Origin of the sequence: Clostridium cylindrosporum DSM 605 (assembly GCF_001047375.1) — a bacterium.
Lineage (GTDB): Bacteria > Bacillota > Clostridia > Clostridiales > Caloramatoraceae > Clostridium_AB > Clostridium_AB cylindrosporum.
Genome location: NZ_LFVU01000026.1, coordinates 272,307 through 292,421 on the forward strand (window position 1 = coordinate 272,307; position 20,115 = coordinate 292,421).

16 protein-coding genes are annotated in these 20,115 nt (G+C 31.3%); 14 read left to right on the forward strand and 2 right to left on the reverse strand.

All coding sequences use genetic code 11. The features are described from left to right. Positions 1 to 33: 33 nt before the first annotated feature. Entirely contained in the window at positions 34 to 2,565 is a 2,532-nt protein-coding gene (locus CLCY_RS08210; protein WP_048570629.1) for a RyR domain-containing protein, read from the forward strand. A 72-nt stretch (positions 2,566 to 2,637) separates the two neighbouring features. Here the strand turns inward: CLCY_RS08210 and CLCY_RS08215 are convergent, their stop codons facing one another. Both CLCY_RS08215 and CLCY_RS08220 read right to left on the reverse strand, forming a co-directional pair. Then, positions 2,638 to 4,695 carry a methyl-accepting chemotaxis protein gene (locus tag CLCY_RS08215; RefSeq protein ID WP_048570630.1) on the reverse strand — a complete coding sequence of 686 codons (2,058 nt, stop codon included), beginning with the start codon at positions 4,693 to 4,695 and terminating at the stop codon, positions 2,638 to 2,640. 165 nt (positions 4,696 to 4,860) lie between these two features. Continuing rightward, positions 4,861 to 5,379, reverse strand: coding sequence for a nitroreductase family protein (locus tag CLCY_RS08220; protein ID WP_048570631.1), 519 nt, complete (start codon positions 5,377 to 5,379; stop codon positions 4,861 to 4,863). Between the two features lie 493 nt (positions 5,380 to 5,872). Here CLCY_RS08220 and CLCY_RS08225 point away from each other — a divergent pair, with 493 nt between their 5' ends. From CLCY_RS08225 to CLCY_RS08285, 13 genes are all read left to right on the forward strand, one after another. Beyond that, positions 5,873 to 6,226: a response regulator gene (locus tag CLCY_RS08225; protein ID WP_048570632.1), complete on the forward strand. Its 354-nt coding sequence runs from the start codon at positions 5,873 to 5,875 to the stop codon at positions 6,224 to 6,226. A 41-nt stretch (positions 6,227 to 6,267) separates the two neighbouring features. Beyond that, positions 6,268 to 7,122, forward strand: a complete 855-nt coding sequence (locus CLCY_RS08230; RefSeq protein WP_053083291.1) for an STAS domain-containing protein — start codon at positions 6,268 to 6,270, stop codon at positions 7,120 to 7,122. A gap of 21 nt (positions 7,123 to 7,143) precedes the next feature. Further along, positions 7,144 to 7,563, forward strand: coding sequence for an STAS domain-containing protein (locus CLCY_RS08235; protein ID WP_048570633.1), 420 nt, complete (start codon positions 7,144 to 7,146; stop codon positions 7,561 to 7,563). Beyond that, positions 7,550 to 7,945 (forward strand): anti-sigma regulatory factor, encoded by a 396-nt coding sequence (locus CLCY_RS08240; RefSeq protein WP_048570634.1) that lies wholly within the window; start codon positions 7,550 to 7,552, stop codon positions 7,943 to 7,945. The genes CLCY_RS08235 and CLCY_RS08240 overlap by 14 nt, the downstream gene beginning before the upstream one ends. 4 nt (positions 7,946 to 7,949) lie before the next feature. Beyond that, a complete protein-coding gene (locus CLCY_RS08245; RefSeq protein ID WP_048570635.1) occupies positions 7,950 to 9,005 on the forward strand; it encodes an ATP-binding SpoIIE family protein phosphatase in 1,056 nt (351 codons plus the stop codon). Positions 9,006 to 9,012: 7 nt separating this feature from the next. Then, complete coding sequence (locus tag CLCY_RS08250; protein WP_048570636.1) at positions 9,013 to 10,008, forward strand: sensor histidine kinase; 996 nt, start codon at positions 9,013 to 9,015, stop codon at positions 10,006 to 10,008. A gap of 17 nt (positions 10,009 to 10,025) precedes the next feature. Further along, positions 10,026 to 11,396, forward strand: coding sequence for an Hpt domain-containing protein (locus tag CLCY_RS08255; protein ID WP_048570637.1), 1,371 nt, complete (start codon positions 10,026 to 10,028; stop codon positions 11,394 to 11,396). Positions 11,397 to 11,417: 21 nt separating this feature from the next. Continuing rightward, the gene (locus tag CLCY_RS08260; protein WP_048570638.1) at positions 11,418 to 11,828 is read left to right on the forward strand and encodes a response regulator; all 411 of its coding nucleotides are present in this window, start codon (positions 11,418 to 11,420) and stop codon (positions 11,826 to 11,828) included. A gap of 365 nt (positions 11,829 to 12,193) precedes the next feature. Further along, the gene (locus CLCY_RS08265; RefSeq protein ID WP_053083292.1) at positions 12,194 to 14,143 is read left to right on the forward strand and encodes a methyl-accepting chemotaxis protein; all 1,950 of its coding nucleotides are present in this window, start codon (positions 12,194 to 12,196) and stop codon (positions 14,141 to 14,143) included. Positions 14,144 to 14,161: 18 nt separating this feature from the next. Further along, positions 14,162 to 15,628, forward strand: coding sequence for a chemotaxis protein CheW (locus tag CLCY_RS08270; RefSeq protein ID WP_048570639.1), 1,467 nt, complete (start codon positions 14,162 to 14,164; stop codon positions 15,626 to 15,628). A 92-nt stretch (positions 15,629 to 15,720) separates the two neighbouring features. Then, positions 15,721 to 16,800, forward strand: a complete 1,080-nt coding sequence (locus tag CLCY_RS08275) for a protein-glutamate methylesterase/protein-glutamine glutaminase (RefSeq protein WP_242844960.1) — start codon at positions 15,721 to 15,723, stop codon at positions 16,798 to 16,800. Between the two features lie 114 nt (positions 16,801 to 16,914). Further along, the gene (locus tag CLCY_RS08280; protein ID WP_048570640.1) at positions 16,915 to 17,751 is read left to right on the forward strand and encodes a CheR family methyltransferase; all 837 of its coding nucleotides are present in this window, start codon (positions 16,915 to 16,917) and stop codon (positions 17,749 to 17,751) included. Between the two features lie 54 nt (positions 17,752 to 17,805). Then, positions 17,806 to 20,097 carry a chemotaxis protein CheA gene (locus tag CLCY_RS08285; protein ID WP_048570641.1) on the forward strand — a complete coding sequence of 764 codons (2,292 nt, stop codon included), beginning with the start codon at positions 17,806 to 17,808 and terminating at the stop codon, positions 20,095 to 20,097. Positions 20,098 to 20,115: the final 18 nt, after the last annotated feature.

The window sequence follows — 20,115 nt, forward strand, 5'->3', positions numbered from 1 at the left end:
TTCAAAGGATTTACTCTAGGAAGAGGTGAAGATATGAAAAATCAAAATGTAAATATAGTTGTAACAGGTGATATAGCAGTAAATTTATTTCAATGGAGAACTAACGATAAGGATACAAAGGGATTAAGTTTTAAGGCTTATCCTAGGGTACATAAAAGTGTGAAGTTAGGTGATGACTTTCTTCTATCAAAGCTTGTTGCTTTAGGTACAGAGGCAAATGTCATTTCACCAAAGATAGATTTAAGTCTAGGTAATATAAATGAAGAAGCTCTTATTTCAACAGTAGAGCTAGGTACTTTTCCGAAAAGAAAAAATGGTAAAGAGAAGGTTTTTCGTGTAAAGGAATACCTTGGATTTCAAGGGCCTAAATCAGGAGTACCTAAATTATTTAATATTATAAATGACGATGAGAATGCGGATATAGTTATACTAGATGATGAGAATAATGGATTTAATTCTAGTGAAGAGTTTTGGCCAGTAGCATTAAAGACTAGTGGAAAATCCCCAATAATAATTTATAAGACAAATAACCTTGCAAGTTCAAATAATCTTTGGAATCATTTAGAGAAGAATCATCTGAAAAATACCATAGTAGTTATTAATGCAGATGATTTGCGTTCAAAGGGAGTTAATATAAGTAAAAGTCTTTCATGGGAGAGAACAGCACTTGATTTTGTATGGCAAATGAATAATAATCCTAATCTTACGAGACTTTCAAAATGCCATAACTTAATAATTCCACTAGGTGTTGAAGGTGCTATTCATTATAAAAATGCAGGAAAATCTGAGTCTGAATTATATTTTTTAACCTATGAGTTTGAAGGCGGGTTTATTAAAGAAGATCAGGGGAAGATGTTTGGACTTACTTCTTGCTTCGTTGCTGGACTTGCACGTAATATTGTTTCAGGAATTCGAAATAAAGAGGATTTTGAAGGGTCCCTTAGTGAAGGTATACGTGAAGGAATTGTTGCTGCACAAAAGTACTTCATTAATGGGCTTGGAAGTAGCGTAGAGGAGAGTCTTTATCCAGATCCTATAATGTTTACTGAAGGCGAAAACGACTTTATATATAAAGAAAATATCCAAGATGTAAAAATACGAAATACAAAGAATCCTAATTGTAGGGCTTGTTGGTATATTATAAAGGATAAAAACTCATTTAACTTAGCAGAAATAGCCTATGATATAGTTAAAAATGGTGAGAAAAGTGCGCTGAAGTTTATACCTATAGCACAGTTTGGAAAGTTAAAAACAGTTGATAGAACAGAGATAGAAGCATATAGAAGTATTAAAAACCTTATGTCAGAGTATATCTCATCTAAGAATACAGTTAGACCACTTTCTATAGCGGTATTTGGAACTCCAGGCTCTGGAAAGTCATTTGGGGTTACAGAAATAGCATCAAGTATTGCTCCAAATCTTATAGAGAAACTAGACTTTAACCTATCTCAGTTCCAAACATTATCAGATTTAATCGTTGCATTCCATAAGGTAAGGGATTTGTCTCTAGAGGGAAAACTTCCTTTAGTGTTTTTCGATGAATTTGATAGTGCATTTGAAAGAAAACTAGGATGGCTTAAGTATTTCCTTGCACCTATGCAGGACGGGAAGTTTAGAGAAGGGGATGCTACTCACCCTATAGGAAAGGCTATTTTCGTATTTGCTGGAGGAACAAGTAGTACCTTTAATGAGTTCTGTGGTGAGGATATAGTAAGCGAAATAGAAAAGAAAGAATTTAAAAGAGAATTTCAAGCCTCTAAGGGTCCAGACTTTGTAAGTCGTTTAAGGGGATATGTTAACATACTTGGACCAAACCAAACCGATGAACAGTGGGACCAATTATTTATTATAAGACGTGCAATGCTGCTACGTACGCTTTTAGAGCGTAAGGTGCCTCATCTTATAGGTGGAGAAGGTGAAGCCCAAATAGATGATGGTGTTTTAAGAGCTCTACTTAAGGTGCCAAGATATAAGCATGAATCAAGATCAATGGAAGCAATCCTTGAGATGAGTATGTTAAATGAAGCTAAAAAGTGGGAGCAGGCTCATCTACCATCAAAGGAACAGTTAAAACTTCATGTAGATGAAGAGGAGTTTTCAAGACTTCTAATGCAGGAAGAGTTTTTCAGTGAAAAAATAGAAAAGCTTGCTAGAGAATTATATGAAAAGCATATAGAAGTGTATGGAAACGAAAACAAAACATCTATAAGGCGTCAGGCAAGACATATTCCTATAGCACTGCACAAGGTAAATTATGATCTTATATCTGTTATGGAAAAGCCAGAGGTTATAAGTTTTACAGAAAAGGAATTAAGTATCCTAGCAGAATATGAACATAAGCGCAGTTCCCTTGAGAAGAAGGAAGCAGGATGGACCTATGGTGAGAAGTTAGATAAAAAGAAGAAAACACATCCTTCACTTGTGCCATGGGATAGTCTACCAAGTGAGTATAAAGATAAGATAATAGAAAATGTTAAATCATGGCCAGAGATTTTGGCAAATTCAAACTTCAAGATAGAACGTCTAAAATTCCTATGTAATTGTGAAACTCAGCTTTTACCATAGTTAAAGCCCCTAAAGCCAAATGTAGGTTTAGGGGCTTTTGTTTATAGTATAACTTAGCGCTTCTAGATTAATTTAAATCTTAAATTTTTCGATATCTTTAACAAGAGTTTCAGCCATATCTGAAAGAGAATGTACAAATTCCCCGACCTCTTGTATACCTGCAGCCTGCTCCTCTGTTGTAGCTGCAGTAGAACTAGTTTCATTAATTATCTCATCTGAAATGCTATTTAGACTTATCATCGTCTCTGAAATAGCTTCCTTCTTTTCTTCAAGACTTGCTGAATTTGAAGCTATGATATTGATGTTATTTTTAGTGTCATTTATAAGTTCAGTAATACTCTTAAATGCTACACCAGCATTTTCAGCGATTTCCTCACCTTTAACTACACTGTCTATACCCTTTTCCATAGCATCTACTGCAAGCTTAGTGTTTTGTTGATTTTTTGCTATAAGCTCACGTATAATTCTTGCAGATTGATTTGATTGTTCAGCAAGCTTTCCAACTTCACCTGCAACAACAGCAAATCCTCTTCCAGCATCACCAGCTCTTGCAGCCTCTATTGATGCATTTAGAGCAAGAAGGTTAGTTTGCTCAGCTATTGATTCTATTGAATCTGTTATTCCTGTAATTTCAGCAGAACTTTTATCTAGTATATTTATAATTTCTCTTACTTCCTCAGTAGAAGCTTTAATGTTCTTTATTTGTCTTACAGTATTTTCTATAGAATCCATACCATAATCTGATTTTTCCATAACTTTATTTACTAGAAGTGAAACATTATCAACATTTGATTTAATAGTTTCAATACCATCTTCTACAATTTTAATTTGTTCATTACTTTCTATTACAAGCTTTCCTTGATCATTTATGATTGAAGAGATATGAACCGTAGATGATGAAGTTTGTTCAACTGCTTTGCTTATTTCTCCAAATGAGCTATTAAGCTGCTCCGATGCCTCAGCAGTTGTTTGTGCCGATTTTTTAAGGCTAGTTATTAGGTTAAGTATATTACTCGCCATTCTATTCATGCTTACTTCTATTAACCTAATTTCACCTTTACCATCCTCATTAAACTTAACAGTTAGGTCTCCTTCAGCAATTCTATTTATACCTTCTTGAAGTTTAACTAAAGGATTTATAAGCTTTGAAGAAATTAGTATAATAACACATGCAAGAATTGCTATAGTTATAGTTATTAATATTCCCTGTGTTACCTTAAAGGCAGTAAGATTTTTATTAAGTAGTTCTGTATTATATGTAATTTCAACTATCTTTCTTACATCTCCAGTATCAGGACCATAACCATTTGCTACATATATATATTTTTTAGTGTTAACACCTGTGTTATCTACATAGTTTTTAGCGTTTTTTGCTACGTTCTTTACAGTTTCCTGTGTTTTATTATCTATATTAGCTTCAGGATCACTTATAAGTTTTCCTGCACTTCCAAATATTCTTATGTCAGATATATGCTTATCCTTCTTTAGGTCTTCAACTATATTGTTATAGTCTATTTCCTTTAGCATATCCTTATAGTCCTCAGAGGTAACGCTCATTTGAAGAAGGTCCTTATGATTCTCAGTAGGCATAAATGCATACTTAGTTAATACACTAGAGTTTTGTGCGGTTATAAATGGATCGCTTACGAATTCATTACCCTTTCTTCTTTCTTGAAGAACATTATAAAAGTCTCCAAGAACTTTATAATCAAATCCTAAGTCATCTTTGTTTGTGGTATATCTAGTTATTCCATCTTCACCATTAATGTATAAATGATATTTTCCACCAAATTTTTGTCTTAAAGCTTCAAGATTTAATTTTTCTGGGGAACCAGCTTTTTTATATTCTTCAGCGAATGCATTCATTTTACCTCTTAAGTTGTCATCAAGACTTTTAGAAAGAAGATTATATCCGCTATTGGACATTGTTATTGCATTTACAACAGAGTTTTCTACTTGTTTTTGAAGGGTTTCATTATTTTCTGTTAGGCTTTTGCTTTGATTAAAATATCCAATGAAACTATAAATGCATATTATTGGGATTATAAATAGTACTAGCCAAAACATAAGAATATATTTTAGACTAGTGAAGCCCTTAGATTTGTTTTTACTATTTTTTACTTCTGTCATTAGTCGACTCCTTTTCCTAAGATTGTTTAAAATTACATATAATTCTACAAGTATTATCGTAAACATTAAAGGTTTCTTAACAGATAGTTAACATTTGAATAAGCTATAATTGTTATAAGTAAAAGAAATCCACCTAGGTATCTAGGTGGATTTTTAGTAAATTAATTAAAACTTATTGTATGTAACAACCTCTGAAATATCTTTTCTATTTGTATGATTAGGATGTGGCTTTGCCTCAACGCTTGGATAACCTAAAGGTAGTATACAAACAGGTTCAAGTTCATTAGGAATATTAAAGGACTTACAAACAGCCTCTGGGTCAAAGTGACCAACCCATGTTGTGCCAAGACCAAGTTCAGTTGCTTGTAACATCATATGGGTTGCAACTATACTTCCGTCTATATCTGTATGAACTTTTCCATCATACTTACGTGTCCAAGCTTCCTCTTTATTAGCACATATAAGTATAGCCATAGGTGCATTAAAGTGGTAGATTGTACATTCTTTTAGTTTCTCAAGTGCCTCATTACTTTCAATTACTAGTATTCTTTGAGGTTGACGATTTGCAGCAGTTGGTGAAACCTGTCCTGCTTCTAAAATTAAATCTAACTTCTCCTTTTCAACCTTTCTAGTATCAAAGCTTCTTAGAGAATATCTTTCCTTTGCAAGCTCTATAAGTTTCATATAAATGCCTCCTTTGCCTGCTTTTTATTATATTATTTCATAAAAGTCTATTAACATCTAGATTAGTTATGTATTTATAAGGAATAAAGATATAATATCAAAGTATGATATGATATTTGCAAAGGCCAAGTATAGCATAAAAATAGGTGATGTAGCTCCTAGAATCAATAATAATGGAAATTGATTGTGAAATTTTACAAAATACTGAAGTTTATATAAAAAATAATGAATTATACTAGTTAGAAAACCCTCTTAGGTTAGTACTTAAGAGGATTTTTCATTTATAAGGCTAATATCCATGAAATTTAATATTTGGAAACATAGGGAAAACTACTGTTGTTACTTGTATATATTAGGCTAGGATTTATTAATATTATCATTGAAAATATTATATTTTAATAATAATATTAATCTTATGCAATACAAAATGAAAACAAAATTTAGAAGTTTTGTATAAAAATTATTAATTATCCTTTGGAGGAGATAAAAGTATATGAAAAAAGTATTAATCGTAGATGATATGTTGTTTATGAGAAACTTATTAAAAACAATGCTTGAAGAAAATGGATTTGAAGTTGTTGCTGAGGCTGGGGATGGTTTAGAAGCAATAGAAAAGTACTCAGAATTTAGACCAGATGTTGTTACTATGGATATAACAATGAAGGAAATGGATGGAATAGAAGCAATTAAAGGAATTCGTGAAATAGATGAAAACTGCAAGGTGGTAGTAATTTCTGCACTTGGAATGGAAAGTATGGTTATGAAGGCAATCGCTGCAGGTGCAAAGGGATTTATTAGAAAACCATTTGAAAAGGAAAATGTTATCAAAACACTAAATGAGATTTAAAGGTTCTAATATAAAAATTTATGTCGATAAAAGGAGAAGATATGATTAGTAGTTTAGAAGAATTAAATAATATATTATCAAGTGGAGAAAATGATGTTTTTCAGATGTGGCTTGAAGAAATAAATACAAATAAGGTTGTTAAAAAAGGATTATTCTCTGAAAGAGATATTATTGATATTTCAAGTAAGTTATATAGGACATTTTTAAAGTTAAGAGATTATGATTTTAATAATGGATTAGTAGAGATTACAACATCTTCAGGTAAGGAATCTCTTGAGGAATTTTCTAAGATAATGGCAATAAAAAATCAAACTCCAACAGCAACAAGTATGTATATATATTCTTTGAAAAGTGTTATGTATAAATTTTTACAGAAACAAATTGAAGATTCAAGTTTGCTAAATAAGGAGATTTTAAGAACATCTGAGGTTATAGATAAAATGGGGCTTTATACCTTTAATTATTTTGTTAAGGAAAGAGAATCTATAATTCAAATGCAGCAGCAAGATATGATGGAGTTATCTACCCCTGTAATTAAAGTATGGGAAAATGTACTTGCTATTCCTCTTATTGGGACACTTGACAGCAAAAGAACACAAATGATTATGGAAAAACTTCTTGATATGATAGTAACTACATCCTCAAAGGTTGCAATAATAGATATTACAGGGGTTCCTACAGTAGATACCCTTGTTGCAAATCATTTAATTAAAACAGTAGCAGCTACAAGACTTCTTGGAGCTGAAATAATAATAACAGGTATAAGCCCAGTTATCGCTCAAACGATGGTACACTTAGGAATTGATTTGTCAGAGGTTATTACAAAGGCGGTTATGGAAGATGGAATAAAAACTGCACTTGAAATATGTGACTTTAAAATTCTTAAATTGAAATAGTATAAAATGGAGTGTTGATTTATGGTAAAGATACCTATACTAAAAATTAATGATATTTTGATTGTTTCTATACAGGAGGAATTAACCGACAAGGTAGCTCTTAAATTTCAGATGGATATTTTAAATAAAATATATTCATCAAAAGCAAAGGGAGTATTAATGGATATATCTTTACTGGATATCGTAGATTCATTTTTAGGAAAGGTTATATCGGAAACTGCAAAAATGATTAGACTTTTAGGGGCAGAACTTGTTCTTGTGGGAATGAAACCAGAGGTAGCTATAACAATAGTAGAACTCGGCCTTGAGATTAATGGAGTACATACATCATTAAACATTGAAGATGGAATAGAAAATCTAAATAACATTATAAAATCAAAGGCAATTCAAGAGATTACTAGGGAAGAGTTGCTGAAAGAGGAAAAACATGCTGAGATATGAAGTTGTTATTGAAGAAGAGAAGGATATTGTTATTGCAAGACAAGTAACAAGAGAGGCTGCAAAACAAATGAAATTTGGAATAGTTGACCAAACTCGAATTATAACTGCGGTAAGCGAACTTTCAAGAAATATATTTCAGTACGCGGGAAAAGGTTATGTTGTATTAGAGGAAGTTGTAGAAAATAATAAACATGGTCTTATGATATCCTTTGTTGATGAGGGACCTGGAATCCAAGACATTGATTATGTAATGCAGGGAGGAAACTCCTCAGGTAATGGAATGGGACTAGGCTTATGTGGAAGTAAAAGGCTTATGGACAATTTCTCTATTTGCTCACAGCTTGGCAAAGGTACTATTGTTATTATAAAAAAGTGGCTTTAATGAGGTGAGAAAGATAGAATCATTTGAAATCAAAAATGAATGGGATATAGGCAGTGCAAGAAGATATATAGCTAATAGCTGTAGAGATTTAGGCTTTAATGAAATTGAAGTAGGAGAAATCTCTATTGTAGTTAATGAGCTTTGTACAAATATTATTAAGCATGGATGTGTTGAGGGAAAGATAAAATTTAGTAAAATTAATAATGGTTTAGAAAGTGGCATTGAAATAATCTCCCATGATAAGGGCCCTGGTATTGAAAATATCGATGAGGTTATTAAAGATGGATTTTCTTCAAAGGGAACAATTGGGGGAGGGTTCGGTGCTATAAAGCGGTTAATGGATGATATGGAGGTATACTCTCAATTTAATGGAGATAGCTGTAATTATAACCCTTATAGTTATAATCTTAAGTTAAATTGTACAGGTACGATAATAGTTGCGAAAAAGTGGTTAAAAAGCGTAAAAAATATTGCAAGTCAGGATATAAAAATTAGCGTTATGAGTAGACCCCATCCAAACAGTAATGTAAATGGAGATGGGTATTATATTAAGCACTTAAAGGGTAAAAGTATTATTGCGGTTATTGATGGAATAGGTCATGGCACTGAAGCTAATAAGGCATCTAAAAAGGCATGTGAATTAATAGAAGAAAATATTAGTAAATGTCTAAAGGAAATAATATTAAGCTTAGATACAGGATTAAGGCATACAAGAGGTGTGGTTATAGGATTATTAGCTATTGATGAATTTAAAGGGGAGCTTACCTATGTTGGAATTGGCAATATTCAATTTACATATATTTTTGAGGATAATGTAGTTAGGATTTTACCTACAAGTGGAATATTAGGAGTTACCCCTAATAATAAAGTAAGGATTCAAAAAGTATTCTATCAGAAGGGATCAATTTTAATTATGAATACAGATGGCATATCTAATAAATGGCAAATTGATAACTATTCTAGGGAAGTTAGAGATAATCCTTCTTTTCTTTCAAATAGTATTCTTAAAGATTTTGGTAAAAATAATGATGATTCTACTGTTTTAGTAGCAGTTCTCTAGGTGACTTATGTATAGGGATAATTTTGAACTTTATTTAGCTATAGCACACCTAGTGAACCTTAAAGAAAGTCTTGAGCATAATAATTCTAAGTTAACAGAGGAACTTATAAAAACAAACCAAGATATACTAGCCTTACTACAGGAATTTGAGAATATTAATTTAGGTGATGTAGAAAAAAATGGATTCTTAGAAAACTTAAAAAGAACTAACAAGGAGCAAATGGAAAAAATAAGAGAACAGGAAAAAGCCCTTGTTCAAGCTGATAAAATGGCATCATTAGGGCAGCTTATTGCGGGTATTGCCCATGAAATAAATAATCCTACAACATATATAAAGTCAAATATTGAGCTTATGAAAAGATATTGGAAAGTGATTTTACCATGTATTGATATAAATAATAATAAAAAAGCTAAGATTGTAGTAGATGATGTAGAGGAAGTTCTAAATTCAATGTATAGGGGAACCGATAGAATAGTTGAAATTGTTAGTGGACTTAAGTACTTTTCAAGACAAGAAAAAGCCGATTTTAAACCTTTAAGCTTAAAGGATTGTATTGATGATGCCTATAAACTTGTTAAAAATGAATTAATGAAAAATAACATAGATTTTAAAAGTTTTATAGAATTAAATCAACATATGATATTTGGAGCAAAGCAACAAATAGAACAAGTTATTATAAATCTAATATTAAACTCTATTAATGCTATTAAATCTATTAGATCTAAGAATAATTTAAGTGGATTAATAGAAATTAAAGCATATCAAAATGATGATAAAGATTCTATTTGTTTATCTATAGAAGATAATGGATGTGGAATAAAGCAGGAAGAGATTAGTATGGTGTTTAATCCTTTTTTTACAACTAACCTTAAGGATGGGGGCACGGGACTCGGCCTTTCAATTGTTTATGGAATTATAGAAGAACATGGTGGAAGTATAAATGTTATTAGTGAAGAAAATATATTTACTAAGTTTACAATTATATTCCCATTATATAAATAGGCGAAGAAGGTGAATATATGAATAACTTAAGTCAAATGTACTTTGAAGAAACAGATGAACTTATACAGGAAGCTGAATACTATATGTTAGAACTTGAAAAGGAATATACTCAAGACAATATAAATGGTGTATTTAGATGTATTCACTCAATAAAAGGTTCATCGGCATCAATGGATTTTGTTGAAATAGCTAATCTATCCCATAGTCTAGAGGATATGTTGAATTTTATAAGAGAGGGTAAGTTAGAGTCAAGTCAGCTTATTTTAAATCTATGTTTTGAGGCAATAGATCAGGTGAAGTTTTTAGTTAATCATATGAAGAGTAATAAAGAGGTTAACTTAAATAGCATACAGTTAAATAAGTTAAATGAAATTCAAAGCTCAATTGAGGATATCCTAAAGGGAGTGTCCCTTGGTGTAAGTGAAGAAAAGGAAGAAACTCTAACATTTAAGGTGAATAGTGGCAACTACATTAATAAGTTTTTCATTAGAGTTTCCTTTGATGATGATATGTTTCATACAGTTACTAGATTTTTAGTAGTTAATACTATTAATGAACTAGGTTTTTTAGAATATTCAAGTCCTGGACTTTCTTTAATAGGTAATCCAAATTACGAAGAGTTTACGGAATATTATGAGTGTATTTTAAATACAAACTATGAGGAAGAGGATATACACATTAAACTTAACATAAATTATGTTAATAATGTACAAGCTATAAACCTATCAAATGATTCATTAATGAAAGCTGATTTTAAAGCTACTAAGGAACATAAAGAGGAGCTTGATAAAATTCTAAGTGACTTTAAAAATATAGGAAAGATACTTAAAACAAATAGTTTAGAAGCTAGTTATTATGAGTTAGAAAAGTCATTTATGTTAAGTTTAGAAAGCTTTGATTCTTTAGATAATGATGAATATTTAGGTCATTTAGTGAGGGAAATTTATAATTTTGAAGAATTATTCTTTATTTGTGCTAAAAGCCATAATGAAAGGGCCATTGAGGAATTTAAGAATTTAAGATATATACATAACAAGTTATCTGAAAAGATATATACAGCTTTAAGAAACAAGGTTATTTTTAAGTACCATAAATTAAAGTGTGAAAAGACAGTTTTAAATGAGTTAAAGAATTTCTTTGAAAAACTTGATAAAGAAATGTTTAAATATATTTTAGTAGATATAAGTAATTTAGAAATTATTCAGGTTGATGAATTAAAATACCTTATAAATATATATAAAAGTCTAAGGGAAAAAAACATTAGTATAGGCTTTATAAACAGAGGAATATATAAAAAAAGGATATTTAATATTTTTGACTCTATTGATGAGATATGTTGTTTCAATCAGTATAATGATGAGTTTTCAGCAGTTAAAGAGTGCATTTAAGTAATAGGGAGGAAATAGATTATGAAGCAAAGTTATAAAATATTGATAGTAGACGATGAAAGTGAAATTCTTGATTCCTTAAGAAAAAATCTTACTTTAGAAGGATACAGTGTAGACATAAGTTCAAATCCCTTAGAAGCTATAGAAAAAGTAAAGAATAATAAGTATCATATAGTTTTAACGGATATAGTTATGCCGGAAATGGACGGTATAGAACTTCTAAGAGAAGTTAAAACCTATGATTCATTAACACAGGTAATAATGATGACAGGATACTCAACTATGGATAAAACACTACAATCCTTAGAATATGGTGCAAATGATTATATTTTAAAACCATTTAAAAGCATAGAATTTGTAATGGATATAATAGACTATTCTATTCAAAAACTAGAAAGATGGAGAGAGTCTATTAAGGGTATGATTAAATAATAAGTAGAATTTTTAAGAGGGAGTTTAAACTCCCTCTTATTTTTTTGTAGTTATCTAGAGGATTAAGCATGATTATCTATAGGATAATTACTTATAGAAAATAATTGTTATTAAGCATACCTTGGTACTCTGAGTAAATATATTCTAGTTTTTCAATTAAAAGTTAATATTTTTTAAATAAAGTTAATATTTTTTAAAAAAATGGTTAAAAAATATTTACTAGAAATTAAAAAAAGCGTATTATTTTAGTATAAATTAGCACATAATGTTTAAAAATGTATTAATTTGGATTAAAACTATTTAATACAATTATATATGTATATATACATATGAGTAAGGTACAAGAAAAACTATGGGGGTATAGTATGGAAAAGAAACTTGCAAAACCAACTAATAATTTACGTTCTGATTCAAGGCCAAATCCAAACACTGAAAATGGTGGAGGGGATATAGAAAAAAAGAGACAGCTTGCTAGAAAACAAGCGCAGGAAAAAATGAGAGCAAGAACTTTAGCTAAACAACAACAAATAGCAGAAAGAATTGCTACAGCTACTGAACAACTAGCAGCTGGTATTGAACAGGCAAGTGCTGCATCTAGAGAACTTGGAGCTACTACTGAGGAAATCGCAACTGGGGCTAATCAAGCTTCATCAGCTGCAGAGCAAACTAGAGCCGCTATAAATCAAATTAATAAAACAGCAATAGTATCAGATAAAAGAGCTCAAGAATCAATTGAAAGAATAAATGCTGCACAAACACTAGTTATAAATACATCTAAGGAGATTGAACTTCTTGTTAATGGAATAAAGGAAGCAGCTGAAACTAATCTAGGATCAGTTGAGCTTATAACAGAACTTGAAAAGCAATCTAATGAGGTTGGGGATATTGTACAAGCTGTAGTTAGAATAGCGGATCAAACTAACTTACTTGCATTAAACGCTGCAATAGAAGCAGCAAGAGCAGGTGAACATGGTAGAGGTTTTGCAGTTGTAGCTGACGAGGTTAGAAACCTTGCAGAGATATCAGAAAAGTCAGCTAGAAATATAACGGAATTAGTAGATGAAATACAAAAAAATGTAAAGATTGTTGTTAAGGATATAGAAACAGCGGGAAGTGCAGCTAATGAAGAAGTGGAAAAAGCAAAGGAGATTACTTCAGATTTAATTGTAATAGAAGATGATATGGCTATTGTACAACAAGCAGTTGCAGAGGTTTCAGAAAATGCAGTTGATACTAACACTGGAGCCGGAGAATTCCTAGCTATTGCAGAGCAAATAGCAGCTGCAGCTGAGGAACAAGCAAGCGCTGCAGAGGAAGTAGATAGATCACTAGAGGAACAAAACAAAGCATTTGAAGAGCTAAATATAGCAGCATCTGAACTTTCACACATGTCAGAGGAGCTTAAGATATCAACAGATGTTCAAAAGTCATCAGAGGTATTAGCAGCTACTGCAGAGGAACTTTCAGCAAATGTGGAGGAATCAAATACTGTTGCGAGCCAAATAATGCAGGCAATTGAACAGGTAGCAATAGGAGCAGAAGCTCAAGCTCAACTTACTGATAAAGCATCTTCTCTTTCAGCGAGATTAGCAACTGCATCTGCTCAGATGAGCGGAAGAGCAATAGAATCAACAGAAAAGGTAGCGAAACTTCAAGCTTTACTAGAGGGTAATAAGTCAAGAGTTGATAACTTAATTCAAGGGATATCTTTATCAGCTGAATCTAGCATTGAGTCTTCAGGTAATATAAAAGTGCTTGAGGATACAACAAGAAAAATAGACAAAATCGTTGATGCAATTGTTAATGTTACAATACAAACAAATATGCTTGCAGTAAATGGATCTATTGAAGCTGCAAGAGCAGGAGAGTTTGGAAGAGGTTTCTCAGTTGTAGCAGGAGACATAAGAACTCTTGCTAATGAATCAGCAGAAAATACAGATCAAATAAAGGATTTAGTTAGGGCAATTCAAAGCCAGATTTTAAGAGTTGCAACAGATATTGAAGTTTCAGGTAGAACATCATTAGCAGAGGTAGAAAAGGCAAAGAAAATTACATATGGCCTTAATCTAATACAAGATGATATGATTACGATTCTATCAGGGGTTACTGAGGTTGCAAAATCTGCAGAGGAATCTATGAAGGCTCTTGAACAAGCTAGAACTGGAGTTGAACAAATATCAGCAGCAGCTCAAGAGGCAGCAAGATCTACAGAGGAAGCTACAAATGTTGCAATGGAACAATCAAGTGGTATGCAGGAACTTGCTGAAGCAATTGAAGAGATATCAGGGCTTGCAGATGAACTGCAAAATATGTAATAAGCGGGAGGTAGAGAAATGGCTTCTCTAGAAACAGATTTAAATATATCAGAGAGACAACTAGTTACCTTCCACCTTGGAAACGATGAATTTGGAGCAGACATAATGAATGTGAAAGAAATAGTAAGAGTTTCTGAGATAACTAAAGTACCTAATGCACCTTTTTATGTTGAAGGAATTTGTAATCTTAGGGGAAAAGTACTTCCAATAATTGATGGAAGATTAAGGTTTAATATGCACAAAAAGGATAAGGATGAAAATAGCAGAGTACTTGTTATAGATATAAATGGTAAGGCAACTGGGGTAATTGTAGATAGAGTTTCAGAGGTAATAAGAATAAATTCATCAGAGATTGAAGCAACTCCAAGTATTATGAGAAATGAGAATATGGATTATCTAAATGGGGTAGTTAAATTAGATAGTGGAAAAAGGCTTATAATGCTTCTTGACCTAATTAAAGTACTAAATGTTGAGGAAATTCAAAGTATTATTACAGATGGTAGCGATATAATTGATGGTGTTGCAGAGTTTAAAGAAAAGGAAAATATTGATGAGGAACATCTAGTTTCTTTTATACTAAACAAGGAAGAGTATGCAATAGATATAATGCAGGTAAAAGAAATTATAAGGATTATTGATATTGTAAAGGTTCCTAATTGTGAAGGCTATATAGAGGGAGTCGTTTCTATAAGAAATAACCTAGTTCCAATACTAAACCTAAGAAAATACTTTGGAATGGGAGAAATTGATATAACTGACCATACCAGAATACTAATTGTTGATATGGGTGCATTTACCTGTGGAATCATGGTTGATAAGGTATCTGAGGTTATACGTGTTTCGAAAAATGTTGTAGAGTCACCTCCAAATGTTTTCTATGATACAGAGGGGCAGCAGCTAAAAGGGGTTGCTAAGCTAAATGAAGGGAAACGATTAATTCTTCTTTTAGAACCAACAAAGTTATTAACTCAGGATAAAATCGCAGGTATTACAGAGGTTGAGTTAAGCTTAGAAGACCAAGGTGTAAAAAGCATTGAAAAGCAGCTTTTAGATGAGGAACAGTTAGTAACATTTAGGTTAGCTGATGAAGAGTATGCTATAAATATAGGATATGTAGAAGAGATTAATAGAATGACGGAAATAACAGAAATTCCAAGGGCTCCAATATTCATCAAAGGGATTGTAAACCTAAGAGGGAATGTAATACCTGCACTTGACCTTAGAAAGTTATTTAGTCTTGAAGAAAAAGAGATAACAGATGCTACAAGAATAATAATAGTTGATATAGATAATAGAAGAACTGGAATTATAGTAGATGCTGTTTCAGAGGTTTTAAGATTTGAAAAAAGCCTTATAGAGGAGCCTTCAAGTATACTTAGTAGCGGAGTAGATGCGGAGTATATTGATGGTGTTGGAAAACTAGACGAAGGAAAGAGAATGGTATTAATACTTAATCTTTTTAAGGTTCTAAACTTTAATAAATAATATTTAAAATAAGAAACATATAAAATGTGAGAATACTGAAAACTAAAATGTTTAAGGTATTTTCACATTTATCTATAAAAAGGGTGGGAACATTGTTAAGTAAAATTAAAGTATTATTAGTAGATGATTCAGCATTAATGAGAAGAGTTATTAAAGAAATATTGATAACAGATAGTGAAATAGAAATTGTTGGGGCGGCTAGAGATGGCGAAGATGCAGTGCAGAAGGTTAGAGAATTAAGGCCAGACGTTGTTACAATGGATATTAACATGCCGGTTATGGATGGATTAACATCTATGCAATATATTTTAAATGATTTTCCTGATATACCAGTTATTATATTAAGCTCCTTAACTACAGCGGGGGCTTTAACAACATTTGAAGCATTAGAACTAGGAGCCTTTGATTATATTGGAAAGCCATCTGGAACTGTATCTGCGGATTTACATATTATTGGTAGGGAAATAATACAAAAGGTAAAAGCAGCTTATAAAAGTTCAAGAAAAAATAGATTGAAAAGAAAGATTCATGAGTCTAAAAGAACTATAGTTGAAACTGTAAGTTGTTTAGAAAAAAGTAATCCTAGGAATAGTGTATCTAAGGTTGTAGTTATTGGAATTTCTACTGGAGGACCTAATACATTAATGGAAATAGTTCCTCATATACCTAGTAACCTTAAGGCGTCAATAATTATTGTACAGCATATGCCACCTACATTTACGAGCACCTTTGCAAAGAGAATTGATTCTGCAAGTCCATTTAGATTTAAGGAAGCTGAAGCAGGTGATGCTATTGTTGATGGACAAGGATTTGTTGTTCCTGGAGGGTATCATTTTATATCTAGGGAAAATAAATATAAAGGTGGTCATATAGTAAGGCTAACAGAGGAGCCGAAAACACTTTTTATACCATCCGTTAACATAGTTATGGAGTCTGCACTTGAATGCTTCGGAGCTAAAAAGACCATTGGAGTGATTATGACAGGCATGGGGGATGATGGAGCAGATGCAATGGTTAAAATAAGAAAAGCAGGTGGAGTTACAATAGCTCAAGATGAAAAAACATCAACTATTTTTGGGATGCCTAAGGAAGCTATAGAAAGAGGGGGAGCTGGAATTGTAGTTCCTTCATATAGAATTCCACAGGAAATAATTAGAGCAGTAAATAATTAAATATAAGGTGAAGGATACAATTTCCTAGGTTTATGGCGATAAAAGAACAGAAAATAATAATTAGAAGATTAGCTAATGTGTTTACTGAGCTATTACTAGATTGGAAGTGTAAATATGAAATTAGATGATGTCCTTTACAAGAAATATACCGACTTAATCTACAGCAAGACAGGTCTTTCATATGAACTTAATAAAAAGTACTTTGTTGAAAAAAGAATAGAAAACTGTATGGAGGATATAAATATTAGTGATTTTTTAGAGTATTATCACTTTATAAGATTTTCTCCAAATGAAAAAGAATTTTATAAATTAATTAATGAATTAACTGTAAATGAAACATACTTTTTTAGAGACTTTCCACAGCTAAGAAATTTTGCAGAGGATGTACTTCCTATTATAGTTAAGGAAAAGGAAAGAAAAAAAGATTATAGTATAAAAATATGGAGTGCTGCATGTGCAACAGGAGAGGAAGCCTATACACTTGCAATAATTTTGCTTGAAATGCTTGATAAGCCAGAGGTTTGGGATATTAAAATTATTGCTTCAGATATAAATAATAAGGTTCTTGATGCTGCTAAAAAAGGCATATATGATGATAGGGCAATGAGGGAAATGCCACAGGAATATTTAGTTAAGTATTTTACAGTGAAAGGTGATAGATACCATATTGATTTAAAGGTTAAAAAGTATGTAGAGTTTAAAAGGTTAAATTTGTTTAACTCAGATGAAATATTTAAAATAGGTAATTGTGATTTTATATTTTGCAGAAATGTACTTATATATTTTAGTACTGAATCAAGAAAAAAGGTAGTGGAAGCCCTTTACCATAGTTTAAGTCCTGGGGGATTTATTTTTCTTGGTCATTCTGAATCAATTGCTAGAATTTCATCTAGCTATAAAGCACAAAAAATTGGAGATACTATTGTTTATTCAAAACAATTACATAAATAATAGTATAAATTAGTACTACAATAGAAGAACTTGTTGGAAAAGGGCGTGTATAAAATGACTTATATTTTTGAAAACAGGGACTTAGACATATTAAATTCATATATAGAGGAAGCAGTAGAATACTTAGATGCCTTAGAAGAAGGATTACTTAACCTTGAAGCAAACACAGAAAAAAGTGAAGAAATAATAAATGACGTATTTAGAATGGTTCACAGTATAAAGGGAGGCTCATCCTTTCTAGGGCTTGTATGTATTACGAAGTTAAGTCATTCAATTGAAAATACATTAGATAGTTTAAGAAAGAAAAAAATCCAAATTAGTAGAAATATAATTGATAATCTAATAGAGGGAATAGACTTGCTTGGAGGACTTATATATGATATTAGATCTAAAATTAAAGATATAGATGATAGTAAGTCAGAGGACAATTTCCAAGTTGTATTAGATAATGAAGATAAAGTAGATGAGCTTATAACAAAAATTCAGGAAATTGTTGATATTAATAAAAATCCTAAGGACATAGGTGAATTAACTATAGAATCTAATAATCTAACTTCAGATGATAATAATGAAATAAGTGATAAAAGTACTACCAATCTCCATGATGAAAATTCTGTTGATATTTTGGAATCTGATGAATTTAAAAATACGGTTTTAAAAGAGATTAAGGATCAGTTTGTTGAGGAAACTTTCGAGCATTTAGAAAGAATCGAAAGTGAGTACTTAGTTAAACTTGATAAAGACAGTGATGATAGTGATGCTATGAATAATATGTTTAGAAGTATACATAGCACCAAGGGAGGAATTGGGGTACTGTTAAGTGTTTTAACAGCGGTAAACCCTATCTTATCTATTGCAAAAAATATATCCCAAGTAACCCATTCATTTGAGTCTTTACTTGTGATGTTTAGAGATAAATTAATTATATTTACAAAGGAAATGGTAGATTTAAGTTATGAGGTTGTTGATTACTTAAAGGCCTGCGTTAGTATTATTAATAATAATGAGTCAACTAATTTACCTAAGGATTCAATTTTAAGTAAGATAAATAAAATCCTAGAGCAAGGATTAGAATCATCAGATAAAAGAGATTTAAGTGAAGAATCTACAAAAAACGAAGTAGTAAACAATGTAGCAAGTGATAATTTAAAAAGAGATACTAGCTTACAGAGTATAAGAGTTAATCAGGATAAGATAGATAATATGATGAATATGATTGGGGAGTTAATGATAACCAAAAATTCATTTATGCATCTAGCTAAAAAGTTAAGTATAGAATATGACATTCCAGAACTTGCTAAGGAAGTTAAGGAAATTGGAGGCTCAGTTAATAGAATATCCGATGAACTTCAAAATGCTATTATGTCAATTCGAATGATAGAAATAAAAAATGTATTTCAGAAAATGCCAAGGATTATCAGAGATGTTTCTCAGGTTAGTAATAAAAAGATTAATTTAATAACAGAGGGAGAAACAACAGAAATAGACAAAACAATCATTGAACAAATAAGTGATCCACTTGTTCATATAATAAGAAATTCAGCTGACCATGGTATTGAAAGTTCAGAAAAGAGAAGAAGTAAAGGAAAGAATGAAATAGGAACAATATTTTTAAGAGCATACAACAAAAACAAATACGTTTATATTGAAGTAGAGGATGATGGTAAGGGAATAGACCATGAGGAAATAAAGCAAAAAGCTATTGAAAAAGGTTTTGTTAGTGTTAGTGATGCAAACAAGTTAAGCAAAAGTCAAATACTTAGTTTGATATTTATACCTGGATTTAGTACCGCAAAAAAGGTAACAGAAATATCAGGTAGAGGGGTAGGTATGGACGTTGTTAAAAGTAATATTACAAGTATTAGTGGAACTATAAGTATTGATAGCGAGGTAGATAAGGGAACTAAAATAACAATAAAACTACCTTTAACCTTAGCTATTTCTAGAGGGCTTTTAGTTGGAAGTCAAGGTCAGACTTATATAATACCTATCGAAAACGTAGTTGAAACTGTAAAAATTAATAATAATAATATTTATGAATTTGGGAAAAAGCACTTTACTCATCTTCGAGGAGATGTAATTGGTATAGAGTGGTTAAGTAGGATTTTAAATATTGGACAAGGTTCAGTTGTAAATGAAGAATTGAACATAGTTATAATTTCTAACGGAGTAGATAAAGTTGGAATTGTAGTAGACAAGTTAGTTAGTGAACAGGAATTTGTAATAAAGCCATTAATAGATTATCTTGCTAACATTCCTGGTATTTCAGGTTCAACGATTTTAGGAGATGGACAAGTAGTACTTATACTAAATGCTGGGGACATTATGAAAATGGCAGCATATTAAAAGAACTTGTATGTTTAT